This is a genomic window from Haloparvum alkalitolerans (assembly GCF_050122995.1).
Lineage (GTDB): Archaea > Halobacteriota > Halobacteria > Halobacteriales > Haloferacaceae > Haloparvum > Haloparvum alkalitolerans.
Genome location: NZ_JBNLIA010000012.1, coordinates 55,823 through 77,859 on the forward strand (window position 1 = coordinate 55,823; position 22,037 = coordinate 77,859).

24 protein-coding genes are annotated in these 22,037 nt (G+C 71.8%); 15 read left to right on the forward strand and 9 right to left on the reverse strand.

Annotated features, from left to right (window positions below; translation table 11 throughout):
- Positions 1 to 41 precede the first annotated feature (41 nt).
- The 3 genes from ACQE3L_RS11565 to ACQE3L_RS11575 all read left to right on the forward strand — a co-directional run bounded on the left by ACQE3L_RS11565 (position 42) and on the right by ACQE3L_RS11575 (position 1,590).
- Positions 42 to 614 (forward strand): magnesium transporter, encoded by a 573-nt coding sequence (locus tag ACQE3L_RS11565; protein ID WP_426963961.1) that lies wholly within the window; start codon positions 42 to 44, stop codon positions 612 to 614.
- A gap of 146 nt (positions 615 to 760) precedes the next feature.
- A complete protein-coding gene (locus ACQE3L_RS11570; protein WP_426964105.1) occupies positions 761 to 1,276 on the forward strand; it encodes a magnesium transporter in 516 nt (171 codons plus the stop codon).
- Between the two features lie 71 nt (positions 1,277 to 1,347).
- Positions 1,348 to 1,590 carry a ferredoxin gene (locus tag ACQE3L_RS11575; RefSeq protein ID WP_426963962.1) on the forward strand — a complete coding sequence of 81 codons (243 nt, stop codon included), beginning with the start codon at positions 1,348 to 1,350 and terminating at the stop codon, positions 1,588 to 1,590.
- A 36-nt stretch (positions 1,591 to 1,626) separates the two neighbouring features.
- Here ACQE3L_RS11575 and hemB read toward each other — a convergent pair whose 3' ends face one another.
- The 3 genes from hemB to ACQE3L_RS11590 all read right to left on the reverse strand — a co-directional run bounded on the left by hemB (position 1,627) and on the right by ACQE3L_RS11590 (position 3,788).
- Entirely contained in the window at positions 1,627 to 2,607 is a 981-nt protein-coding gene (gene hemB / locus ACQE3L_RS11580) for a porphobilinogen synthase (RefSeq protein WP_426963963.1), read from the reverse strand.
- Between the two features lie 101 nt (positions 2,608 to 2,708).
- Complete coding sequence (locus tag ACQE3L_RS11585; RefSeq protein WP_426963965.1) at positions 2,709 to 2,873, reverse strand: DUF6757 family protein; 165 nt, start codon at positions 2,871 to 2,873, stop codon at positions 2,709 to 2,711.
- A 135-nt stretch (positions 2,874 to 3,008) separates the two neighbouring features.
- Positions 3,009 to 3,788, reverse strand: coding sequence for a PHP domain-containing protein (locus ACQE3L_RS11590; RefSeq protein WP_426964106.1), 780 nt, complete (start codon positions 3,786 to 3,788; stop codon positions 3,009 to 3,011).
- A 260-nt stretch (positions 3,789 to 4,048) separates the two neighbouring features.
- Between ACQE3L_RS11590 and ACQE3L_RS11595 the strand changes: the two genes are divergently transcribed.
- On the forward strand, positions 4,049 to 4,333 hold the full coding sequence (locus tag ACQE3L_RS11595; protein ID WP_426963966.1) for a DUF5789 family protein: 285 nt from the start codon (positions 4,049 to 4,051) through the stop codon (positions 4,331 to 4,333).
- Between the two features lie 148 nt (positions 4,334 to 4,481).
- Here the strand turns inward: ACQE3L_RS11595 and ACQE3L_RS11600 are convergent, their stop codons facing one another.
- Positions 4,482 to 5,528: a DUF5784 family protein gene (locus tag ACQE3L_RS11600; protein WP_426963967.1), complete on the reverse strand. Its 1,047-nt coding sequence runs from the start codon at positions 5,526 to 5,528 to the stop codon at positions 4,482 to 4,484.
- 152 nt (positions 5,529 to 5,680) lie between these two features.
- Here ACQE3L_RS11600 and ACQE3L_RS11605 point away from each other — a divergent pair, with 152 nt between their 5' ends.
- The gene (locus tag ACQE3L_RS11605) at positions 5,681 to 5,851 is read left to right on the forward strand and encodes a DUF5786 family protein (protein ID WP_394326210.1); all 171 of its coding nucleotides are present in this window, start codon (positions 5,681 to 5,683) and stop codon (positions 5,849 to 5,851) included.
- Between the two features lie 52 nt (positions 5,852 to 5,903).
- On the opposite strand, the gene ACQE3L_RS11610 is transcribed toward ACQE3L_RS11605, so the two are convergent.
- The 4 genes from ACQE3L_RS11610 to ACQE3L_RS11625 form a co-directional block, all read right to left on the reverse strand.
- Complete coding sequence (locus tag ACQE3L_RS11610) at positions 5,904 to 6,590, reverse strand: DUF7530 family protein (protein WP_426963969.1); 687 nt, start codon at positions 6,588 to 6,590, stop codon at positions 5,904 to 5,906.
- The gene (locus tag ACQE3L_RS11615; RefSeq protein WP_426963970.1) at positions 6,587 to 7,528 is read right to left on the reverse strand and encodes an NAD(P)H-binding protein; all 942 of its coding nucleotides are present in this window, start codon (positions 7,526 to 7,528) and stop codon (positions 6,587 to 6,589) included. Before ACQE3L_RS11615 ends, ACQE3L_RS11610 begins: the two co-directional genes overlap by 4 nt.
- Positions 7,529 to 7,600: 72 nt before the next feature.
- On the reverse strand, positions 7,601 to 8,527 hold the full coding sequence (locus ACQE3L_RS11620) for a YkgJ family cysteine cluster protein (RefSeq protein ID WP_426963971.1): 927 nt from the start codon (positions 8,525 to 8,527) through the stop codon (positions 7,601 to 7,603).
- Positions 8,528 to 8,569: 42 nt separating this feature from the next.
- Positions 8,570 to 9,820, reverse strand: a complete 1,251-nt coding sequence (locus tag ACQE3L_RS11625) for a helix-turn-helix transcriptional regulator (protein ID WP_426963973.1) — start codon at positions 9,818 to 9,820, stop codon at positions 8,570 to 8,572.
- Positions 9,821 to 9,944: 124 nt separating this feature from the next.
- On the opposite strand from ACQE3L_RS11625, the gene ACQE3L_RS11630 reads away from it, so the two are divergent.
- Positions 9,945 to 10,133, forward strand: a complete 189-nt coding sequence (locus tag ACQE3L_RS11630) for a DUF7554 family protein (protein ID WP_426963975.1) — start codon at positions 9,945 to 9,947, stop codon at positions 10,131 to 10,133.
- Positions 10,134 to 10,670, forward strand: coding sequence for a 2'-5' RNA ligase family protein (locus ACQE3L_RS11635; protein WP_426963976.1), 537 nt, complete (start codon positions 10,134 to 10,136; stop codon positions 10,668 to 10,670).
- A 54-nt stretch (positions 10,671 to 10,724) separates the two neighbouring features.
- Here ACQE3L_RS11635 and ACQE3L_RS11640 read toward each other — a convergent pair whose 3' ends face one another.
- Positions 10,725 to 12,116, reverse strand: coding sequence for a cytochrome P450 (locus ACQE3L_RS11640; RefSeq protein ID WP_426963977.1), 1,392 nt, complete (start codon positions 12,114 to 12,116; stop codon positions 10,725 to 10,727).
- 107 nt (positions 12,117 to 12,223) lie between these two features.
- On the opposite strand from ACQE3L_RS11640, the gene ACQE3L_RS11645 reads away from it, so the two are divergent.
- From ACQE3L_RS11645 to hemL, 8 genes are all read left to right on the forward strand, one after another.
- The gene (locus tag ACQE3L_RS11645; protein WP_426963978.1) at positions 12,224 to 13,972 is read left to right on the forward strand and encodes an excinuclease ABC subunit C; all 1,749 of its coding nucleotides are present in this window, start codon (positions 12,224 to 12,226) and stop codon (positions 13,970 to 13,972) included.
- Positions 13,973 to 14,255: 283 nt separating this feature from the next.
- Positions 14,256 to 15,068 (forward strand): 1-(5-phosphoribosyl)-5-[(5-phosphoribosylamino)methylideneamino]imidazole-4-carboxamide isomerase, encoded by an 813-nt coding sequence (hisA, locus tag ACQE3L_RS11650; RefSeq protein WP_426963979.1) that lies wholly within the window; start codon positions 14,256 to 14,258, stop codon positions 15,066 to 15,068.
- A 69-nt stretch (positions 15,069 to 15,137) separates the two neighbouring features.
- Positions 15,138 to 15,728 carry an imidazoleglycerol-phosphate dehydratase HisB gene (gene hisB, locus ACQE3L_RS11655; RefSeq protein WP_426963981.1) on the forward strand — a complete coding sequence of 197 codons (591 nt, stop codon included), beginning with the start codon at positions 15,138 to 15,140 and terminating at the stop codon, positions 15,726 to 15,728.
- Between the two features lie 76 nt (positions 15,729 to 15,804).
- Positions 15,805 to 16,305, forward strand: a complete 501-nt coding sequence (gene trpY, locus ACQE3L_RS11660; RefSeq protein ID WP_058367520.1) for a TrpY family transcription regulator — start codon at positions 15,805 to 15,807, stop codon at positions 16,303 to 16,305.
- Positions 16,306 to 16,487: 182 nt separating this feature from the next.
- A complete protein-coding gene (radA, locus tag ACQE3L_RS11665) occupies positions 16,488 to 17,519 on the forward strand; it encodes a DNA repair and recombination protein RadA (protein ID WP_426963983.1) in 1,032 nt (343 codons plus the stop codon).
- 622 nt (positions 17,520 to 18,141) lie between these two features.
- Positions 18,142 to 19,821, forward strand: a complete 1,680-nt coding sequence (locus ACQE3L_RS11670; protein ID WP_426963984.1) for an ammonium transporter — start codon at positions 18,142 to 18,144, stop codon at positions 19,819 to 19,821.
- Between the two features lie 290 nt (positions 19,822 to 20,111).
- Positions 20,112 to 20,597: a hypothetical protein gene (locus tag ACQE3L_RS11675; protein ID WP_426963986.1), complete on the forward strand. Its 486-nt coding sequence runs from the start codon at positions 20,112 to 20,114 to the stop codon at positions 20,595 to 20,597.
- A 101-nt stretch (positions 20,598 to 20,698) separates the two neighbouring features.
- Entirely contained in the window at positions 20,699 to 22,036 is a 1,338-nt protein-coding gene (hemL, locus tag ACQE3L_RS11680; protein ID WP_426963988.1) for a glutamate-1-semialdehyde 2,1-aminomutase, read from the forward strand.
- Position 22,037: the final 1 nt, after the last annotated feature.

The window sequence follows — 22,037 nt, forward strand, 5'->3', positions numbered from 1 at the left end:
CCGCTCGGATTTTTGTACCCGGTGGCCGTTGGGACGGACGAATGTACGGGCAGGACACCGCCCGGGACGTCTACCGACAGGCGCTCCCGGTGATCCTCGTGAGCCTCGTCGCCGGGCTGTTCGCGGGGACGATCCTCGGAACCGAGACGATGCGCCGCGGGATCGGACAGGTTCCGGGGCTGTTGCTCCTTCTCCCCGCGTTCCTCGCCACGCGAGGCGGGGTCTACGGCTCGCTCGGCGCCCGGATCTCCACCGGGCTCCACCAGGGGCTCATCGAACCGGACTTCGCGCTCGACCGGCCGCTCCGGAACGCGGTCGTCGCCTCCTTCGTCAACGGCATGACCGTCTCCGTCTTCATCGCGGCGGTCGCGTTCGCGGTCCTCCGCGCGCTCGGCCGCGAGGGGAGCCTGCTCGACCTCGTCGGGATCATGGTCGTCGCGGGCTTCCTCTCGGCGGTGCTGATGCTGTCGGTGCTGCTGACGGTCATCCTGCTCGGCTACCGCCGAGGACTCGACCCGGACAACGTCATCGGCCCCATCGTCACCACGCTCGGCGACGTGTTCGGCGTCGCGTTCCTGCTGGTGGGGATCCGGGTCGTGGAGGTGGTGCTGTGAGCGACGCGGGGGCCGGGGCGTCGGCGGGGGCTCCCGACGCCGAGCGGGACGACGAGGTGACCCCCGAGGAAGCGCCGATCGACGCCGAGCGCGGCGCCGGCCGCGGGGTGCCGCCGGACTGGACGGTCCGGCGGATCGTCCGCACGATGGTTCCGCTGCTCGCGGCGCTGTCGGTGGTCCAGATGGTGTCGGGGACGGTCCTGGAGAGCTACGAGGAGGCGCTGCTGGCGAACCCGGAACTGCTGATCCTCGTCCCGGTCCAGATCGGCACCGCGGGCAACCTCGCGTCGATCATGTGCTCGCGGCTCTCGACGGGGATCCACCTCGGGACGTTCGAGCTCTCGCCGTCGAACCCCGCGGTCCGGGCCAACGTCGGCGCCGTCTTCGCGCTCGCGGCGACGGTGTTCTCCGCGGTCGGCGTCGCCGCGTGGGCGCTCGGTACGCTGCTGGGCGGCACCCTCGGACTGGCCGACGTGCTCACCGTCTCGCTGCTGTCCGGGATGGCGCTGGCGGTGCTGGTGGTCGTCATGAGCCTGTTCGCCGTGCAGGCGTCCTACCGGATCGGGCTCAACCCCGACGACACCACGATCCCGATCGTGACGAACCTCTGTGACGTGGGCGGGGTGCTGATTCTGTTCGCGGTCGTCGCGGTCGTGCTGTGAGTCGTCCTCGACCCCTGCCGGACCCCGCCACGAACGCCATCGCTTTGTACCGCCTCGCCCAATCCCGCCCCATGCGCGTCGAGTTCGACCGCGACACCTGCATCGGCATGTACCAGTGCGTCGCGGAGTGGGACGGCTTCGAGAAGAACCTCGACGAGGGGAAGGCGGACCTCGTCGGCGGCGAGGAGACCGACGAGGACGTGTTCGTCGTCGAGGTGCCCGACGGCGAGGAGTTCGACGCGAAGTTCGCGGCCCGCGTCTGCCCCGTCGACGCCATCGCGGTGTACGACGACGACGGCGAGCAGGTCGTCTGAGGCCGGTTTCTTCGGTCCGGTTTCGACCGAGTCGACTCAGAGCCGGTCCGCCAGATCCTCCGCGAAGTAGGTGAGGATCAGGTCCGCTCCGGCACGCTTGATCGACAGCAGCGACTCGTAGGCGACCGCTTCGAGGTCGAGCCACCCCTTCTCCGCGGCCGCGTGGAGCATCGCGTACTCGCCGGAGACGTTGTACGCCGCGATGGGGCGGTCGAACTCCCGGCGGAGGTCGGAGACAACGTCGAGGTACGGCAGCGCGGGCTTGACCATCAGCACGTCGGCGCCCTGCTCGGCGTCGAGGCGCGCCTCTCGGGTCCCCTCGCGGCGGTTCGCGGGGTCCATCTGGTAGTGCCGGCGGTCGCCGAACGCGGGCGCGCCGTCCGCGGCGTCCCGGAACGGGCCGTAGAAGGCGGACTCGTACTTCGCGGCGTAGCTCATCAGCGCCACGTCCCCGTGGCCGGCGTCGTCGAGCGCCTCGCGGACCGCGGCCACCTGCCCGTCGGCCATCGCGGAGGGCGCGACCATGTCCGCGCCCGCCTCCGCCTGCGAGACCGCGGTCCGCGCGAGCAGCTCCAGCGTCTCGTCGTTCTTCACCGTCAGCGTCGGGTCCGCCGCGGCGTCGTCCTCGATCACACCGCAGTGGCCGTGGTCGGTGTACTCACAGAGGCAGACGTCGCCGACGACGTAGGCGTCGGTCTCGGCGGTGATCCGCCGGATCGCGCGCTGGACGACGCCGTCCTCGGCGTACGCGCGGGACCCCCGCGGGTCCTTCGACTCGGGGATGCCGAACACGACGACCGCCTCGACGCCCGTCTCGAGGACCTCCTCGACGCGCGCGGCCGCCTCCGCGACCGGCACGCGCTCGTGGCCCGGCATCGACTCGATGGGGACGCGCTCGTCGGTCGTGGCGTCGACGAACACCGGCGCCATCAGGTCCGACGCCGACAGCGTCGTCTCGCCCACGAGGTCGCGCACGCCGTCCGTACGCAGCCGTCGCGGGCGGTCGGTGAGGTGCATGCCCGAGCGTTGGCAACGCGGGGACTTCTAAGGTTCGCTCGCGGCGCGGGAGGGACGCGAAAAGGGATCGAAAGGGCGAGGGAGGGGGATCGGCGGAGCGCCTACTCGGCGCCCTCGATGTCGATCCGCTCGCGGAGCTCCTCCAGCTCCTCGGACTCCGCGAGGCGCTCGACCTGCTCCCGGAAGTGCTCCTCGCAGAGCCCGACCTTCACTCCGTCCGTGGACGCGGCGTACGCGGCCTCCCGGTCGCAGTAGTGGCAGTTCATACTCGTTCTAGTGGCTGACCGCGGTTAAGGGTAGCTTTCGCGGGTGTCGGCCCGGACGCCGCCGTCGCCCGCTTCCGTTCGGCTCCGCGTTCGACTCGCCAACGGGCCCGCCGAGCGGGGACGACGCCGCGGCCCTCACGGCTCCGGCAGGCGCTCGCGGAGGGGGGCGAACGCCTCGGCGGTGAGGCCGGTGACGCCCAGCTCGCGCTGATGGGCGTCGGTTCCGCCGGTCAGGAGGAGGTCGGCGTCGTCGGCGACGCGCTCGACCGCGTCGACGCCGACGCGGCGCCCGTAGGGGTACCAGCGCTCGACGGCGTCGAGTTCGCGTGCCACTTCGAGCGCGGCCGGGGTATCGCCGTACCTGAAGGGGTGTGCGAGCCCGACGACCGCACACGACCCCCGCAGGAGTTCGACCCCGCGGTCGAGCGACGTGACCTCGCGCGGCACGTAACAGGGTCCGTCGTCGCCGATAAGCTCCGCGAACGCACCCTCGTAGTCGTAGGGCGCCTCGGAGTCGGCGATGGCGCGCGCGATGTGGGGTCGGCCCAGCCCCGGCCGGGGTTCGAGGTCGAGGTCGACGCCGGTGTGGGCCTCCACGCGGTCGAGGATCTTCGCGCCGCGCTCCCGTCTGTCCGCCTGGAGGCGGTCGACCTCCGCCTCCAGTTCCGGCGTCGGCTCGACGCCGTACCCGAGCAGGTCGAGGCGCTGGTCGCCGGCGTCCACGCGGAGTTCGATCCCGCGGATCAGCCGCACGCCCGCGCGCTCGACGACCGGCGCGTCGATGTCGGGATGGATCCGGTCGTGGTCGGTGACCGCCACCCAGTCGAGCCCCGCCTCGGCCGCGACCGCGGGCACCTCCTCGAGCTCCAGCGTCCCGTCCGAAACCGTCGTGTGGACGTGCAGGTCCGCGACCACCGGCCCGTCCGTCGCCGCGGCGTCCCGCGGGACCGCCCCCTCGACGGCCCGTGACGCCGCCCCGCTCGCCTCCACCCCTCGCTCCTCCGTCTCGCGGTCGTTCACGGGCACCGCTCCCGCACGTGGCGACATAAACCCGCCCATGACGGACCGTCCATGACGGCCCGCCGACCTCGTGATTAATGATCATTAAGGAATCCCCTCCGACTAAGGTCGTACATGGACAATCGTTAAGAACCCTCGGCGATTCCGAACTGGTGATGCGCTTGAACGGCATCGACGAACGACTCGAACGGCAACAGTACCCGGCGACCACGTCGGAGATCATCGCGGCTCACGGCAACGCGAGCGTAGAGCTCGCCGAGGGCTCCGAGCGGCTCGGGGACATCCTCACCCGCATGGGCGAGGAGACGTTCGAGCGGCCGGACGACGTGTTCGCGGCGATCCGGTCGGGCGTCTGCGCCCGCGGCGTCGGACGGCGGTTCTACTCGGACCGCGACCCCGACGCGCTGGGCGAGCAGGGGCCGGAACCGGTGTCGTTCTAACGCGGATCACGACTCCGTGGGCTGCCGCGCCGGCGCCGCCGCGGGACCGGCCGTCGGCGTGCGACGCGACGCATCGCGTCACCTTCTGTCGGCGGCACGCGCCGCCTTTTCGACCGTCGTAGCGGCGTAACCGCCTTTTTCGGGCCGATCAGACCCACTCGACCGCGTCGTCCAGATCGACCGGCACCGAGCCCTTGCTGTACGCCTCGACCCGGCCGCTCGGGCGGGCGCGGAAGACGACCGCGGGCCGGTGGCGCACGTCCGGCCGTTCGCCCCGCACGGCGTTCCAGTCGGCGTCGGGGAACGACGAGCAGTCGACGAACAGCGTGACGCCGCCGCCGTGGGCCTCCAGTTGGCCGTCCGTCTTCGTCTTGGCCGTGTCGCGGACGGCCGCGACCGGGCTGCCGGCCGCGCGCCCGGAGACGGGCTGCGGTCGGGTCACCTCGACGAGGTGCGCCTCGTCGTCCCTCTCGCGCTCCGCGCGGTAGTCGAGCGAGTGGCCGGTCGTCACCTCGATCTCCGGCGTGACCTCGTAGCCGGCGTCCGTGAGGAGCTTCGCCGCGATGAACTCGCCCATCGTGGCGCTCATCCGGACGAGGTCCATCCCGGCGGAGGTGCCGAGCTTGCCGGCCATCGTCTCGCGGTAGGGGTCCAGCGTGCCGGGCCGGAGGATCTCCTCGACGAACGCGGTCGCGGACTCGCGGTCGGCGTCCGGGAAGCCGGCGGCGTGGTCGCGGAAGAACGCCCGCGTCGTCTCCGCGCCGTCCTTCGAGCAGAACACCGGGAGGAAGAACCACGAGACGTGCGGGAACTCCCGCAGCCACGGCTCGTCCTCGTGGAGGCCCGCCAGCAGTTCGCGCTCGGCCCACCGTCGGACGCCGTAGGGCACCTCGTCGAAGCCGTACTTGTCCGTCTTCCAGAGCCGCCGCGGCGTCTCGGTGTTGCCGATCCAGTAACCGACCGGACCCGCGGACGCCCCCGGCGGCGGGTCGTCGTCGTGGTCGGTCCAGCAGAACAGCGCCAGCGATCCGTCGTCCATCTCGAACCGCCGCCCCTCGTAGCTCGGCGGCGGGCTGAACCACGGAGCCGACCCCGCCGCGCCGAGGTTCTCGTCGAGGGGGCGCTCGAGCTGGCTGCGGACTCGACCCGGGTCCCACTCCCCGGGCGCGCGCCGGAATCGAAGCGGTCGTGCCACGGCCGGTCTACCGCCCGCGTCCGCTAAGGGTTTCCGATGCGCCACAGTCCGAGGCGTCACAGCCCCGTCTCCGACCGCGACCGTCCATCCTGATCGATCATCGTGTTTCTCCGTTATCCTTATAACAGACTGATTCCAAGTGCAGGTGTACCATGTCAATGGGTGCCTATGACGAGGACGAGCACGAGCGTCGTGAGCAGAAGACGGGCGTCGTCGACGCCGCGTTCGACGACGAGCGGACGAACTACGAGGGTTCGTTCACGTACGACTCCGGCGACTCGGCCGAGCAGCTCCTCGACAAGTTCCGAGAGCTGAACGAGTAGGCACACGGCCCCACCCGAGGCGCGACCCGGTCGGTCCGCGTTTTTCCACCAGTCAGCGCCCGGTCAGCGCCGCGGCCGTGGCCGAGAGCGCGACGACGCCGACGACGTGGACGGCGAGCGCCGCCGACAGGACCGGCGCCCCGAGCAGGAACGGCGCGAGCGTCAGGTGGGCCAGCGCGAACCCGGCGTTCGTCGCGTCGAGCCGCAGCGCGAGCGCCCGGTTCTCCGGATCGGCCGTGGTCCGACCCGCACGCCGCAGGCTCACGAGCGCGACCCACCACGAGGTGGCCGCGCGGTAACAGAGGTCCCACAGCACCAGCAGCGCGAGAAACACCGCGGGCGCCGGCGGCGCCGGGCCGAACAGCCGGCTCATGAGCGACGCGCCGTCGGCGGGGTCGACGACGAACAGGTGGACGACGAGCGCGACGAAGCCGACCACCGCCAGCACGACCTCGGCGCTCGACGCGAACAGCAGGGTCGTGTGGTGCGGGGGCGCGTCGATCCGGCGGTTCCCCGCCCCGAGACGGAGCAGGACGAGGCTCCCCAGCCCTGCGAGGAGGACGGCGACGGTCCCCGCGATCACCGCCTCGGGGAGGCCGTACCGCCAGCCGAGAGCGAGCACCGCCGCCTCGAACAGCCCGATCTGGAGCGCCACGGCTCCGCGTGAGCGCGGCCCGAACCCGGGAAGCGCGCCGATCAACTGCTCGAAGACCCAGCGCTCACCGCTGCGTCCACTCACTGGGGTCCCTCCGAACCCTCGGGCGCTGCACCGTCGGTCTCGGCTCCCTCGCCGAGCGCGCGGGCCACGGCGACGTCGAACGGGGTCGGATCGACGCCGAGCAGGTCCCGGAGCCGGTCGTCCTCCGCGACGACCGGATTGCCCATCCCCTCGACGAGCGGACGGGCGACTGCCGGCGACACGTCGGTGACGAGCGCCAGCCAGCGGGCCGAGAGCCGGGGGGTCAACACTGGAACGGGAACGACGAACAGGCGGCCGCCGAGGTGCGCGCGCGTGCGCCGCAGGATCTCCGCGTAGGTCAGCACCTCCGGTCCGCCGACCTCGTAGGTCTCGCCCGCGGTTTCGGGGTGGTCCAGTACGCCAGCCAGATACGCGATCACGTCGTCGACGGCGACCGGCTGACACGGCGTGTTCACCCACTTCGGCGTGACCATCACCGGGAGCCGGTCGGCGAGCTGCCGGATCAGCTCGAAGCTCGCGGAGCCGCGCCCCACGATGATCGCCGCGCGCAGGACCGTGAGCGCGTACGCGCCCGCCGCCAGCACGCGCTCGACCTCGCGACGCGAACGGAGGTGCGGCGAGAGCGCGTCGCCGTCCTCCCCCAGTCCGCCGAGATAGACGACGCGTTCGACGCCCGCCGCCTCCGCGGCGTCCCGGAAGTTCTCGGCCGCTCGACGGTCGCGCCCCTCGAAGCCCGGCCCCGACCCCATCGAGTGGACGAGGTAGTAGGCTGCCTCCACCGGCTCGCCGGCGACCCGAAACGCGGCGGGCAGGCTCCCGGGGTTCAGGAGGTCGCCCTCGACGACGCGGACGCCAGCGGGGGCGTCGTACCGCGCGGCGTCCCGAACGAGCGCGACGACATCGTGGCCGCGGTCCGACAGCGCCGCGACCAGCCGACTACCCACGAATCCGGTCGCGCCGGTGACGAGCACGCGCATGGGGGAGATGGGTGCGCTTGCGCCTTAACCGGCGCGCCCGTGTTCGCGCGCCGCGCGGTCACCGCTCGGGCCTCACCAGCCGGGCGTCCCGGGCGCGCCGCGTCGGTCCTCCACCTCGCGCGCGAGCGTCCCGGGGTCGTCGGCCGGCACCCCGACGCCGCCGGCGGCCGCGGCGCGTTCGGTCCACTCGTCCAGCGCGCGCCCGACCCACGAGTCGGCGCTCTCGACCGCCGCGCGCGCCTCGGCCATCCGGTCGCGGTTCACCGACAGCGACATCGGGCGCGAGCCGACCGCGGCGCCGACGAACGTGCCCCGGTCGGCCGCCGTCGCCGGGGGCGTCTCCGGGTCGCCGCCGGGCACGGAGCCGACTCCCGCGCGCCGTCCCGCGGCCGCGAGACGCGCGACGGTGCCCTCCAGCGCGTCCGGGTCCGGATGGGCAAACACCGTCGAGCCGAGCGCGGTGGGACCGAACTGCGGCGGCGGGAGGTCCTCGGGGACCGCCCCGTCGGTCAGTCGGTCGCCGCCGAACGCGTCCTCGACGCGCTCGCACTCCGTCTCGCGCTCCAACCGCAGGTTGTGTCCGGGATAGGTGGCGCAGGTCTGCGGGTAACGCTCCGACCCGTGGATCCGACACTGGAGCGTGTCGGGGTCCAGAAAGACGCACGTCGGGAGCCAGCGCGGCGCCGCATCGAACGGACCGACCGCCTTCGGGGGCTTCCGCAGCCCGACGATGAACACCGGCCGGCCGTCGATCGCGGCGAGGTCGTGGCCGTCCACCGTCACCGAGTCGTCGCCCTCGGCCGGCGCGAACAGGCGCGGCACGAGCGCGTCGCCGAGCCCGTCGTCGACGAACGCCGCCACCTCGTCCCGGGTCAGCGGGACCAAGTCGTAGGTGTCGTCGAGGGGGTTCCGACGGCCGGTCCGGTCCGGAACGGGACGGTCCGCGAGCGCTCGCCAGTCGACACAGCAGCCGGCACAGCCCTCGCAGTTGGTCTCCATGCCCCCTGCTCTTCGCAGGCGCGAGGCAAAGCGTTTTCCCGGCTACGCGTCCCCGCCGTCGTCACGCCCCTCGTCGGCATCGCCGGCCGGTCCCGCCTCGTCCGCCTCGGGGAGACGGAGCACGTTCTCGCGCCCGAGCCGGAAGCTCTCCAGTTTCCCGTCCTCGCGGAGTCCGGAGACGACCTGGCTCGTCCGGGCGTCGGTCCAGTCGAGCTCCGAGACCACGTCCTGCTGTTTCATGCGGCCGCCGTTCCGCTCCAGCAGCCTGAGCACACGCTCCTCGTTGCTCAGCAGCTCCTCGGGCGGCTCGCTCGCCTCGGGCTCCTCGGCCCCGCCGGCCGCCGCAGCCGCTCCCGCCGCTCCGCCGTCGCCCTCCTCGCCGCCTTCGCTCTCTCCACCGCTGCCTTCGCTCTCGCCCCCGCCCCCGCCGCCTTCGCCCTTAGCGGCACCGTCGCCCAGTCCGGCCGCGTTCCGGACCCACTCGCGGCGCCAGTAGAGCAGTCCAGCCACCAGCGCGACGACGACGGCGCCGGCGACCGCGGTTCCGCCACCGTCGAGGACGCTCGGCCGTGCGGCGGTCACCCGCGGCTCGTCGGCCGAGAAGTCGCGCGGTCCCCGCCACGTCACGGAACGCTCGTCGCTCGCGTCCGGCTGCGGCGACGCAGTCCCGCGCTCGTACCCCTCGGGCCACCGGATCGTCAGGGCGTATCCCTCCTCCAGGTACAGCCCGCCGAGGGCGTCGCCCATCTCCAGGCGGCCGTCCGACGCGGCGGCGAAGCCGGTCCACTCGTACTCGTAGACGAGCAGGCCCGTCTCCTCGGGGAACTGCTCCCGCGCGGTCGTCACGGTCGTGTTCCCGACGGTCATCTCGCGGCCGGTCGCGTTCTCGGCGGTCGCCGCGGTCGCGGCCATGCGCTCCTCGAAGCGTGCGGCGTAGTCGGACTCGTTCTCGGCCACGTCGGCCTCCAGGTCCTCGAAGGCGGCCTCCCGGTCCTCCGTGTCGAGGCGCACGCGGTACTCGACGCGCCACGAGGCGTCGCCCGACTCGTCGACGGTCGCGCGCAGCAGCACGCGGTCGGCGTCGACCGCCTGCGCCGAGGCGAACCCCTCGGGCTGTACGACCGAGGCGGCGCCGTCTCCGGCTGCGGCCCCCTCTCCGCCGCCGCCGACCAGCGCCCCGGCGCCGCCCGCGACGACCGTGACGAGCAGCGCCAGCGCCAGCGCGGTCGCGACGAGTCCCCTCGCCGACGCCGCGGCGTCCGGCGCGCCCGTCCGGTCCGAACTGCGGTCCATGGACGTTTTCTCTCCCCCCGGGACTAAGCGGTTTCCGCTTGCCGCAGGGGTGTCGGCCCCGCGGTCGGTTCAGGGAGCGCGGCCGGCCGCAGTCCTTTTGCTCTCCCGGCCGCCACACCGAGGCATGACCCGCGCCAAACTCGACGTCGAGGACCTGCTGAAGCTCATCCTCGGGCTCGTGATCGTCTGGCTCGTCCTCGAGATCCTCGGCGAGGTGCTATCGATCACCGCCGCGGTCTTCCGTGCGATCCCGACGCTCGTCGGGGTCGCCGTCGTCGTCCTCATCGTACTCTGGCTCACCGACCGGATCTGAATGTTCAGCCTGAACGTCCCGATTCCCCCCGCGGTGGAGCGGATCGCGGACGACCTGCAGCCGCGGCTCGTATCCTTCGACCGCGTCCGCGAGCGTCACACCCTCGTCTGTAAGCGCATCGGCGTCGACGACCTCCCGGTCGCCGGCCGCGCCCCGCACAAGGACCGCGCGCTCGCGGCGCTCCGCGAGGAACTCCGCCCGCTGCTGGCCGGCACCGCGCCGATCGACCTCCGGATCGCGGGGATCGACGCCTTCGAACGCCCCGCCCAGGGACCGGGACCGGTCGTCTACCTCGCTGTGGAGAGCGACGCCCTCCGACGGCTCCATCGCCGACTCTGTGGCGCGTTCGACCCGGTCGACGGCATCGAGGGGGACGACTACGTCCCGCACGTCACCCTCGCGCGCGGCGGCGACCGCGACGCCGTCGAGCGCCTGCTGGCGGCGGACGTCGAGCCCGTGAGCTGGACCGCGAGCGAGCTGGACGTTTACGACCCCGAGTTCCGGGAGGTCGCCGCGACGGTGCCGCTTCGCGGCTGATCGCGACGGGTTATTTCTGTCCCTCTGCGGGAGGGTTTCCGCCCCCGACTGACCCTACCGCTCCCGGACGCGCATCGTGACCGGCCCCTCGGGATGCATCGTCAGCGACCCGCGAAGCGACAGCGCCGGCCCCTCGTAGTCGAGCCGATAGCGCGAGCAGACCGTCGCGAGGATGATCTTCGCCTCGAGCAGCGAGAAACCGCGGCCGATGCAGTGGCGCGGCCCGCCGCCGAACGGGAAGAAGGCGAACCGCGGGCGATCGGCCGACCGCTCGGGCGTCCAGCGGCCGGGATCGAACGCCTCGGGGTCGTCGTACCACCGATCCGAGCGGTGGACGACCCACTGCGGGAGCATCACGAGCGCGTCCGCGGGCACGCGGTAGCCGGCGTGTTTCACGTCGACCGTCGGCTGGCGGAACAGGGTGTAGACCGGCGGGTAGAGCCGCATCGCCTCGTCGAGGGCGTTCCCCACGACCGTCAGTTCGCGCGCGTCGGCCGCGTCCGGTCGGCCGGTCCCGACCACGTCGTCGACCCCCGCCTCGACGCGCTCGCGCTCGGCGGGGTGCTCCGAGAGGAGGTAGAAGGCGTAGGTGAGCGTCAGCGCCGTGGTGTCGTGACCCGCCAGCAACATCGTCACGAGCTCGTCGCGGATCCCTCGGTCATCGACCGCGCCCGCCTCTCGCGCGCGCAGCAGCACCGACAGCAGGTCCATCGGCATGCCGCTCTCGCCCGTGACGGGGTCGGTCACCGCCGTTCCGGCGTCGCCGGCCGGGTCCGCGGCCGGGTCGCGCGCGGTCCCGCGCCGGCGCTCGAGCACGTCGTCGACGACCGACTCCAGCTCCGCGACCGCGGCGTCGAAGGCGCGGTTCTCCCGGGTCGGCGCCCAGTCGGGCAGGAGAACTCGCCGCGGGTCCGGCTCGAAGCGCGCGCCGAGCGGCTCCAGCGATTCCTGGACGCGGCGAACGGTCTCCTCGTCGGCGTCGACGCCGAACATCGCCGTGGCGATGATCCGGACCGTGAGCTGCGCGAACGCCAGCTGGACGTCGACCGTCTCCCCCGGCTCCCACTCCGAGACGACCGTCTCCGCCTGCTGTGCCATCATCTCCCCGAGTCCGGTGATCCGCCGCATGTCGAAGGCGGGGTTCGCGAGCGACCGTCGTCGCTCCCACATCTCGCCGTCGCTCATCAGCAGGCCGTCGCCGAGCAGGTCGTCGATGGCGCGGTCGCCGAGGTCGGCTTTCCGGTAGCGGTTCGACTCGCTCACGAGCACGCGCTCGACGTCGCGGGGGTTCGTGAGCATGTACGTCTCTCGAGGGCCCAGATCGAAGCGTACCACGTCGCCGTAGGCCGCCCCGCAGGCGGACAGAAATCGGAAGGGGTCGTCGGCGTACCGGCGTGCGCTCCCCAGTACCGGGTCACCGGCGGGGCCGGGCGGTTGCCGCTGCATGGCCGGGAGTCAGGACCACGCGGGGATAAGCGTTGACCGGCTTCTCACCGCGTCTCCCGGGTCCGACCCCGTAGCGTTCAAACCCGCGAGGCGGCTACGGGAACCTGATGGACGCCGCCGCGGTCCGCGAACGAGCGGCCGATCTCCCGGCCGAGCCGGGGGTCTACCAGTTCCAGGACGGCGACACGACGCTGTACGTCGGCAAGGCGGTCGACCTCCGCGCACGCGTCCGGTCGTACGCCGACCCGCGGTCGGGGCGTATCCGCGGAATGGTCGACCGAGCGGACGGGATCGACTTCGCGGTCACGGACACCGAGACGCAGGCGCTGCTGCTGGAGGCGAACCTGATCAAGCGGCTCCAGCCGCGGTTCAACGTTCGGCTGAAGGACGACAAGTCCTACCCGCTGGTCCAGTTCACCGACCACCCCGTGCCGCGGATCGAAGTCACGCGCGACCCCGAGGAGGGAGCGACTGCGTTCGGCCCCTACACGAACAAAGGGCGCGTCGAGACGGTGGTGAAGGCGGTCCGGGAGACTTACGGGTTGCGCGGCTGCTCGAACCACAAGTACAGCGACCGCGACCGCCCCTGTCTCGACTACGAGATGGGGCTGTGTACGGCGCCGTGTACGGGGGAGATCGACCCGGAGACGTACCGCGAGGACGTGACCGCCGCACGCCGATTCTTCGAGGGTGAAACCGGCGCGCTCGCGGACCCGATCCGGCGGGAGATGGAGGCGGCCGCGGAGCGCGAGGAGTTCGAGCGCGCGGCGAATCTCCGGGACAGGCTGGCGGCCGTCGAGGCGTTCCACGGCGGCGGCTCGGAGGCGGTCGCCGGCCGCCCTTCCGCGGAGACGACCGATGTGCTCGCGGCTGCGGTCGAGGGAGGATCCCCGCGCGTGGCGCGGCTCCACAGCGAGCGCGGCCAGCTCGTCGATCGGAGCCGCCACCGCCTCGACGCGCCGACGGGCGAGGACGGGACGGCCGCGGACACGCCGGCCGCGGTGCTCGGGGCCTTCCTCACCCAGTACTACACCGAGCGCGACCTCCCGGACGTCGTCCTGCTCGCCGAGCGGCCGCCCGACGAGGACGTGATCGACTGGCTGGCACGCGAGGGCGTCGACGTGCGCGTTCCCGGCGCGGGGCGCGAGGCGAAGCTGGTCGACCTCGCGCTCAAGAACGCCCGGCGGCGCGGCGGGCGGGACGACGAGCTCGGCGCGCTCGCGGACCGGCTCGGCATCGACCGCCCCGACCGGATCGAGGGGTTCGACGTGAGCCACGCGCAGGGAACCGCGGTCGTCGGCTCCGACGTCTGCTTCGTCGACGGGAGCGCCGAGACGGCCGACTACCGGCGGAAGAAGCTCCCGGAGCGAAACGACGACTACGCCAACATGCGCGCGCTGATCCGCTGGCGGGCGACGCGGGCGGTCGAGGACGAGGACGACCGCCCCGACCCGGACCTGTTGCTGATCGACGGCGGCGAGGGACAGCTCGCGGCCGCGCGGGACGCGCTCGCGGAGACCGGCTGGGACGTGCCGGTCGTCGCGCTGGCGAAGGCCGAGGAGACCGTGATCACGCCGGACGGCCCGCGGGACTGGCCGGACGACGCGCCGGAGCTACACCTCCTCCAGCGCGTGCGCGACGAGGCGCACCGCTTCGCGGTCCAGTACCACCAGACGGTCCGCGACGAAGTCTCGACCGTCCTCGACGACGTGCCGGGCGTCGGCCCCGAGACGCGCCGGCGGCTCCTCCGTCGGTTCGGGTCGGTCGGGAGCGTCCGCGACGCGTCCGTCGAGGACCTGACCGACGTGGACGGCGTCGGCCAGAAGACGGCGCGGACCATCGCGGAGCGGCTGTAGCGGACGCTGACGGGGGTCCCGTCACTGACGGTGGCGGACGCGGCTGGCGAACAGGCGGCTGTGGCGCCGGGAGACACCGAGTTCGCGGGGCGACTGCCGCGCTCTCGCGTCGCGGTCGGCGACCGCGCGCGTGTCGAGGGCGCTGGCCCCCGTTTCGCCCGCCCCGCGGTTGCGGTCAGGTCACGGGACGGCTGGCTCGGCTTGCTACATAAGGACGCGCCCGCGGGAGGGGACCGTCGCCGGAACCGACCGCCTTAACCCCGAACCGGCGGTAGCCGACCCCATGAGCCACTTCCCGGAGTTCGAGGTGATCCCCGCCGTCGACGTGCAGGACGGCGAGGTCGTCCAGCTCGTGCAGGGCGAACGCGGCACCGGCAAGCGATACGGCGACCCGGTCGAGGCCGCGGAGCGGTGGATCGACGCGGGCGCGCGCACGCTCCACCTCGTCGACCTCGACGGCGCGTTCGAGGGCGAGCGCGTCAACGCGGCGGCCGTCGAGGCCGTGGTCGAGGCGGTGGAAGGGGTCGAGACGGACGACGCGAGGAACGGCGCGGACGGCGGGACACCCGGCCGTGTCGGCCTCCAGCTCGGCGGCGGGATCCGGACCGCCGCGGGCGCGGTCGACCTGTTGGAGCTGGGCCTCGACCGCGTGATCCTCGGGACGGCCGCGGTCGAGAGCCCCGAGATCGTCGCGGAGATCTCCGAGACGCATCCGGGGTCGGTGATGGTGAGCCTCGACGCGAAGGACGGCGAGGTCGTGGTCTCCGGCTGGACCGAGTCCACCGGGCTGGACCCGGCCGAGGCGGCCGCGCGCTACGAGGACCTCGGCGCCGGCGCGGTGCTGTTCACGAACGTCGACGTGGAGGGACAGCTCTCGGGGATCGACCGCGGGGCGGTCGAGGCCGTGGTGGAGGCGGTCGACATTCCCGTCGTCGCCTCCGGCGGCGTCGCGTCGGTCGAGGACGTGGTCGCGCTGAAGGAGGCCGGCGCGGCCGCGGTCGTCGTCGGCACGGCGCTGTACGAGGGCGAGTTCACGCTCGCGGAGGCGCAGGCGGCGGCGGACGCGGTCGACGAGGCGGACGCCGGGGTCCGATAGCGGGGAACGCGGCGGGGTGGCGCTCGAGCGAGCGCAACCACCTTATGACCGGCCCGCGAGGGGGCGTGTATGAGCGACCGGAGCGCGGCCGTCTCGCGGGCGACCGCCGAGACGGAGATCGACCTGACGCTCGCCGTCGACGGCGACGGCGACGCCGCGGTGGACACCGGCGTCGGCTTCTTCGACCACATGCTGGAGTCGTTCGCCAAGCACGGCCTCTTCGACCTGACCGTCCAGTGCGACGGCGACACCCACATCGACGACCACCACACCGTCGAGGACGTGGCGATCTGTCTGGGCGAGGCGTTCGCGGAGGCGCTCGGCGACAAGCGCGGGATCCGGCGCTACGCCGACCGGCGCGTGCCCCTCGACGAGGCGGTCGCGTCCGTCGTGGTCGACGTCTCGGGCCGGCCGTATTACGAGTTCGACGGCGCGTTCTCGCAGGAGTCGGTCGGGGAGTTCACGAGCGTCATGGCCGACCACTTCGCGATGTCGCTGGCGCACAACGCCGACCTGACGCTGCACGCAGGGATCGAGCGCGGCGACAACGCCCACCACGAGGTCGAGGCGCTGTTCAAGGCGCTCGCACGGGCGCTCGACGACGCGACCCGGATCGACGACCGCCGGTCCGACACGCCGAGCACGAAGGGCGAGTTGTAGCGGGCGGCCGTCGCCGCTCCCGTCACGGATCACCCCGTGCCTTTTAAGCCCCGCGCGGCGGGCGTTCGAGTAACGGATGTTCGACGAGATTATGGAGAAGTTCGAGGGCTCGCCGAGCCAGCAGTCGGTCATCCGGCTGCTTCTTGAGCGCGGCTTCTCCGTCAACGACGAGGGGCGCGTCGTCTCCGGGGGGATCGAGATCCCTTACACCGGGATCGCGCGCGAGCTGGACGTGGACCGGCGCGTGGTCGACTCGACGACCGACGCGATCCTCGCGGACCCGGAGCTCCGCCGGATCTTCGCCAACATCTCCGCGATCCCGAGCCTGATGGACCTGGCGCCGGTGCTCGACCTGACCGTGCTCACGGTGGAGGTCGCGGCCGCGGACGAGTCGGGGATCGTCGCGGAGGTGACCGGCCTGATCGCCGACCACGGCATCTCCATCCGGCAGGTCATAAGCGAGGACCCGGAGTTCACCGACGACCCCAAACTGTACGTCATCACCGACGAGGCGATCCCCGGCGACCTGCTCGTCGAGATCCGCGACCTCGCCTACGTTCGCCGCGTCGAGTTCTAACCCGCCCGCGTTCCCTCTCTTTCGCCTCGCACTCCCTCCCTTTCGCCTCGCACTCCCTCCCTTTCGCCCGCGAATTTTTCACCCGTAGCGAGCCATCCGGGTTGGAGCCGGTCCGCCCCCGATTCACTTTCACTCCGGTGTTAACGGGGGTTTATATGCGGTGACGGACAAGGCGGGAGTACATGCCCGAAGACGAACTCGAGGACCTTCCCGGCGTCGGCCCCGCGACGGCCGACAAACTCGTCGACAGCGGTTTCGAGAGCTACCAGAGCATCGCCGTGGCCAGCCCCGGCGAGCTGTCGAACACCGCCGACATCGGCGAGTCGTCCGCGTCCGACATCATCAACGCCGCCCGCGAGGCGGCGGACGTGGGCGGCTTCGAAACCGGCGCGACCGTGCTCGAACGACGCGAGCAGATCGGCAAGCTCTCGTGGCAGATCGACGAGGTTGACGACCTGCTCGGCGGCGGCATCGAGACGCAGTCGATCACCGAAGTGTACGGCGAGTTCGGCGCCGGCAAGTCGCAGGTGACCCACCAGATGGCCGTCAACGTCCAGCTCTCGAAGGAGAACGGCGGCCTCGAAGGCGGCTGCATCTTCGTCGACTCCGAGGACACCTTCCGCCCCGAGCGGATCGACGACATGGTCCGCGGGCTCGACGACGAGATCATCGAAGACGAGTTCGAGCGCCGCGAGATCGAGGGCTCGCCGGACGACGACGAGGCGATGGAGGAGCTCGTCGCCGCGTTCCTGGACCAGATCCACGTCGCGAAGGCGTTCAACTCCAACCACCAGATCCTGCTCGCGGAGAAGGCCAAGGAACTGGCCGGCGAGCACGAGGAGAGCGAGTGGCCCATCCGCATCGTCTGCGTCGACTCCCTGACCGCGCACTTCCGCGCGGAGTACGTCGGCCGCGGCGAACTCGCCGAGCGCCAGCAGAAGCTCAACAAGCACCTCCACGACCTGATGCGGATCGGCGACCTGTTCAACACCGCCATCCTCGTCACCAACCAGGTCGCCTCTAACCCCGACTCCTACTTCGGCGACCCCACGCAGGCCATCGGCGGCAACATCCTCGGCCACGCCTCCACCTTCCGCATCTACCTCCGCAAGTCGAAGGGCGACAAGCGGATCGTCCGTCTCGTCGACGCGCCCAACCTCGCGGACGGCGAGGCCGTCATGCGCGTCCAGAACGAGGGGCTGAAGCCGGAGTAAGACGACCTTTTTCTGCGGTCGGGTGAGCGCGGCGCAGGCGCCGCGCTCACCGCTCCCTTGAAAAATGTCGATCAAAAAGGGGCCGCGGTCGGCGCTGCGGGCGCTTCGCGCCCTCGCGCCGCCGCGGTACCACTACCTCGCACATAACCCCACAGCGACTGCATCAGCACCGCACCGCGGCCGAGACAGAAAACCGCTCAGCGACCGCGACCGCCACAGCACCGCACCGCGACCGCAGGAGACCGAAAATTGATCGGCAGCACGATCCCACGGTGAGGGATCCCGACCCGTCGACCCCGGAGAGCCGGGTTGATGGGCCTCGAACTCCGGGTGCGCGCGAGCGTTTCGGCCGTATCTCTCGGACATTCTGACACTATGGCCGTCAAGTTCCGTGGCAACACTTGCACGGTCTGTCGGCGAATTACGTCCTTATATTGCCCTTATTCGTCCCTATATCTGACGGCTGCTGTATTCTCGGCCTGGATTTTTGACAAACCCAACTCCAATCTTTATGTATGGCCGTTCCACCAAGTCGAGACGTGATTCACGATACGAACGCACGCGGTTCGGGTGTACCAGTGAACGATCGTTTGGAATTGGGGCTCGCTGAGGTGATGTCGGCATGACGCTCGGCGCCGGTCTGCTCGCGCAGGTCGACCCCTCCGTCATCGCGGAGGGCGTGAACCTGATGTGGGTCGCGGTCGCCTGCTTCCTGATCTTCTTCATGCACGCGGGCTTCGCGATGCTGGAGGCGGGACAGGTCCGCGCGAAGAACGTCGCCAACCAGCTGACGAAGAACCTGCTGACCTGGAGCGTGGGCGTCATCGCCTACTTCTTCATCGGCTTCGGGCTGGAGGCGTTCGTCGGCGGTCTCACCGGCGGCGGCTCCTACGGTCTCGGCCAGTTCACGGCCGTGATGGGCGCCGAGGACGGCGCCTGGGTCAACAGCTGGCTCTTCGGCGCCGTCTTCGCGATGACGGCCGCGACCATCGTCTCCGGCGCGGTCGCCGGCCGCGCGAAGCTCCGCGCGTACGTCGGCTACACGCTGCTGCTCGCGGCAGTCATCTACCCCGTCGTGGTCGGCTTCACGTGGGGCGGCGGCTTCCTCGCCTCGCTCGGCTTCGTCGACTTCGCGGGCGGCATGATCGTCCACGGCATGGGCGGCATCGCCGGCCTCACGGCCGCGTACGTCCTCGGCCCGCGCATCGACCGCTACGCCGACGACGGCTCCACGAACGTCATCCCGGGCCACTCGATCACCTTCGCGGTGCTCGGGACGCTGGTGCTGGCGTTCGGCTGGTACGGCTTCAACGTCGGCACCACCGCGACCGTCTTCACGACCACCGAGGCGGGCGAGCTCGCGCTCGGCGGGTACGCCTCCGTGGGCCGCGTCGCGCTCGCAACCACCGTCGGGATGGCGTTCGGCGCGGTGGGCGCCGCCATCGCCTCCCTCTCGGTCAACGGGAAGGTCGACACGCTGTACGTCGCGAACGGACTGCTCGCGGGCCTCGTCGGCGTGACGGGCATCGCCAACGTCGTCACGTGGTGGGGCGCCATGGCCGTCGCGTTAGTCTGCGGCCTCCAGCTCCCGTTCGTCTTCGAGTTCGTCTCCGACCGCCTGAAGATCGACGACGTCTGCGCCGTCTTCCCGGTCCACGGCTCCGCCGGCGTCATCGGCGTGCTGGCGCTGCCGTTCGTCCACGTCAACGGCTTCTCGGTCGACCTGCTCGTCGCGCAGGTCGTCGGCACCGCGGTCATCACGGTCTGGACCGTCGTCGCGACCGGCGCCGTCTTCGGCGCGTTCAAGGCCGCCGGACAGGCCCGCGTCTCGCCGCAGCACGAGCGCGAGGGCCTCGACGTCTCCGAACACGGCGTCGACACCTACCCCGAGTTCGGCAAGCCCATCGCCGCGGACGGCGGCGACGCCGGCGTCGTCCGCACGGACGGCGGCGAGGGCTCGGGCATCGAGATGGTCACGGCGATCATCCGCCCGGACAAGCTCGGCGACGTGAAGACCGCGCTCGCGGAGACCGGCGCGCCGTCGCTGACCGTCACGAACGTCTCCGGCCGCGGCTCCCAGCCCGCCAAGAAGGGCCAGTGGCGCGGCGAGGAGTACGTCGTCGACCTCCACCAGAAGGTGAAGGTGGAGTGCGTGGTCGCGGACGTGCCCGCCGACGAGGTCGCGGAGGCCATCGCCGACGCCGCCTCCACCGGCGAACCCGGCGACGGCAAGGTGTTCATCATGCCCGTCGAGGACGCGCTGCAGGTCCGCACGGGCGCCCGCGGGGTGGAAGCGGTCTGAGGCGACGCTCCGCCGTCGACGGCATTCCGAACCCCGCCCGGCCGTGACGACGCGCGGGGTGACGCTTGGGTGTGTGGCGGGCGGTCGCGCCCGTCTCGCTTCGTCACGACGCTGTGGTTGCTCCTCCCCCGCGCGGTCGGCCCGACGCCGCCCCGCGCGGGCTTCTCCGTCCCGGACGCTCGGTCGCCGCCGAGCGACTGCACCGCCGAGCGACCGCACCGCCGCCGGCCGTGCGACCCGAACGCGGATCCGGGTCCACGGCTATGTGGGTGGCCCCGCAACGGGAGGACATGGTCTCGAACACGCGTCTGTACGGCGCCGCGGTGGGCGTGGCGTCCGGCGGCTACTCGGTGATCAGCGCGACGACCGCCTCGCGCATGGTGACGGCCGGGTGGCTGATGCTGGTCGTCGGCGCCGTCGCGCTCGTTCACGGCATCGCACTTTTGACGCCCGCCGCCGACCGCATCGGCGACGCCAGCGGCCCCCTGATGGCCGTCTACGCGCTGACCATGCTCGCGATCCAGGTCGGGCTGGCTGCGGGGTTCCTCGCCGACGGGAGCGGCATGGGCGGCGGGATGGACGGCGGCATGGGGTCGGGGATGGGGAGCGACGCCATGGGCTCGGCCGTGGGGAGCGCCGGCCTGATGGGGGTCGACCTCGGGATGACCGCGCTCGCGCTGGTGATGCTCGCCAGCGGCCTGATCATGGCGCGGGGCTCCGGAATGGACGGCGGGGAGACGGCCGCCGGCGGGACGACGGACGGCGACAGGATGTGAGCGCCCCGGCGTCCGGGCAACGTCCGGGTCGCGTCACCCCCGACCCGGCGGCGGCCGCCGACTCGACAAGGACTTTGGGCCGCCGCGCCGAAGCGGGAGACATGAACCACGAGCGCTCGCGGGAGCTCTACGACCGCGCGCTGTCGGTGCTGCCGGGCGGCGTCAACTCCTCGGTCCGCGCCACCATGCCGCACCCGTTCTTTATCGAGCGCGGCGACGGCGGCCACGTGATCGACGCCGACGGCAACCGGTACGTCGACTGGGTGATGGGGTACGGTCCCCTGCTGTACGGCCACGACCTGCCAGAACCGGTGTCGGCGGCGATCCAGTCGCACGTCGCGGCGGGGCCGATGTACGGCGCGCCGACGGAGGTCGAGGTCGAGCACGCGGAGTTCCTGGCCCGGCACGTCCCGAGCGTGGAGATGACGCGGTTCGTCAACTCCGGGACGGAGGCGACCGTCTCCGCGGTCCGGCTTGCGCGCGGCCACACCGGCCGCGACAAGATCGTCGTCATGCAGGGCGGCTACCACGGCGCACAGGAGTCGACGCTCGTCGCGGGCGAGGCGGGCGACGCCCATCCCTCGACGCCGGGGATCCCGGAGGCGTTCGCGGAGCACACGCTCCCGGTGCCGTTCAACGACCCCGAGGCCGCGACGGAGGTGTTCGAGGAGCACGGCGACGACATCGCGGCGGTCCTCGTCGAGCCGATCCTCGCGAACAAGGGGATCGTAATGCCGGTCGACGGCTACCACGAGACGCTCCGGGACCTCTGTGACGACCACGGCGCCCTCCTGATCTTCGACGAGGTGATCACCGGCTTCCGCGTCGGCGGCCTCGGCTGTGCGCAGGGCAAGTTCGGCGTCACGCCCGACGTGACCACGTTCGGCAAGATCGTCGGTGGCGGCTTCCCGGTCGGCGCGATCGGCGGGCGCGCGGACGTGATCGAGGAGTTCACGCCGAGCGGCGACGTGTTCCAGTCGGGCACCTTCTCGGGCCACCCGGTCACGATGGCCGCGGGGCTCGAGACCCTCAGATACGCCGCGGAGAACGACGTGTACGAGCACGTCAACCGGCTCGGCCGGAAGCTCCGCGAGGGCATCTCGGAGATCTGCGCCGAGCGGGCGCCCGAGTACACCGTCGTCGGCACCGACTCGCTGTTCAAGACGATCTTCACCCGCGAGGGGCCGCGCGACCTCGACGGCCAGTGTCCCGGCGGCTGTCGGCAGGACCCCGACTGCCCGCGCTACGACTACTGCCCGAAGAACGGCGCGGACGTGGCGAACGCGGAGACCGACCGCTGGGAGCGCGTCTTCTGGCAGGAGATGAAGGAGCGCGGCGTCTTCCTCACCGCCAACCAGTTCGAGAGCCAGTTCGTCTCCTACGCCCACACCGACGAGGACGTCGAGGAGACGCTGGCGGCCTACGAGGCGGCGCTGTAGG

Bases quoted from the DNA above. Each gene is read 5' to 3' on its own strand.
- ACQE3L_RS11565 (WP_426963961.1), top strand. From the start codon at position 42: ATGTACGGGCAGGACACCGCCCGGGACGTCTACCGACAGGCGCTCCCG.
- ACQE3L_RS11570 (WP_426964105.1), top strand. From the start codon at position 761: ATGGTTCCGCTGCTCGCGGCGCTGTCGGTGGTCCAGATGGTGTCGGGG.
- ACQE3L_RS11575 (WP_426963962.1), top strand. From the start codon at position 1,348: ATGCGCGTCGAGTTCGACCGCGACACCTGCATCGGCATGTACCAGTGC.
- hemB (WP_426963963.1), bottom strand. From the start codon at position 2,607: ATGCACCTCACCGACCGCCCGCGACGGCTGCGTACGGACGGCGTGCGC.
- ACQE3L_RS11585 (WP_426963965.1), bottom strand. From the start codon at position 2,873: ATGAACTGCCACTACTGCGACCGGGAGGCCGCGTACGCCGCGTCCACG.
- ACQE3L_RS11595 (WP_426963966.1), top strand. From the start codon at position 4,049: ATGCGCTTGAACGGCATCGACGAACGACTCGAACGGCAACAGTACCCG.
- ACQE3L_RS11605 (WP_394326210.1), top strand. From the start codon at position 5,681: ATGTCAATGGGTGCCTATGACGAGGACGAGCACGAGCGTCGTGAGCAG.
- ACQE3L_RS11615 (WP_426963970.1), bottom strand. From the start codon at position 7,528: ATGCGCGTGCTCGTCACCGGCGCGACCGGATTCGTGGGTAGTCGGCTG.
- ACQE3L_RS11620 (WP_426963971.1), bottom strand. From the start codon at position 8,527: ATGGAGACCAACTGCGAGGGCTGTGCCGGCTGCTGTGTCGACTGGCGA.
- ACQE3L_RS11625 (WP_426963973.1), bottom strand. From the start codon at position 9,820: ATGGACCGCAGTTCGGACCGGACGGGCGCGCCGGACGCCGCGGCGTCG.
- ACQE3L_RS11630 (WP_426963975.1), top strand. From the start codon at position 9,945: ATGACCCGCGCCAAACTCGACGTCGAGGACCTGCTGAAGCTCATCCTC.
- ACQE3L_RS11635 (WP_426963976.1), top strand. From the start codon at position 10,134: ATGTTCAGCCTGAACGTCCCGATTCCCCCCGCGGTGGAGCGGATCGCG.
- ACQE3L_RS11640 (WP_426963977.1), bottom strand. From the start codon at position 12,116: ATGCAGCGGCAACCGCCCGGCCCCGCCGGTGACCCGGTACTGGGGAGC.
- ACQE3L_RS11645 (WP_426963978.1), top strand. From the start codon at position 12,224: ATGGACGCCGCCGCGGTCCGCGAACGAGCGGCCGATCTCCCGGCCGAG.
- hisA (WP_426963979.1), top strand. From the start codon at position 14,256: ATGAGCCACTTCCCGGAGTTCGAGGTGATCCCCGCCGTCGACGTGCAG.
- hisB (WP_426963981.1), top strand. From the start codon at position 15,138: ATGAGCGACCGGAGCGCGGCCGTCTCGCGGGCGACCGCCGAGACGGAG.
- trpY (WP_058367520.1), top strand. From the start codon at position 15,805: ATGTTCGACGAGATTATGGAGAAGTTCGAGGGCTCGCCGAGCCAGCAG.
- radA (WP_426963983.1), top strand. From the start codon at position 16,488: ATGCCCGAAGACGAACTCGAGGACCTTCCCGGCGTCGGCCCCGCGACG.
- ACQE3L_RS11670 (WP_426963984.1), top strand. From the start codon at position 18,142: ATGACGCTCGGCGCCGGTCTGCTCGCGCAGGTCGACCCCTCCGTCATC.
- ACQE3L_RS11675 (WP_426963986.1), top strand. From the start codon at position 20,112: ATGGTCTCGAACACGCGTCTGTACGGCGCCGCGGTGGGCGTGGCGTCC.
- hemL (WP_426963988.1), top strand. From the start codon at position 20,699: ATGAACCACGAGCGCTCGCGGGAGCTCTACGACCGCGCGCTGTCGGTG.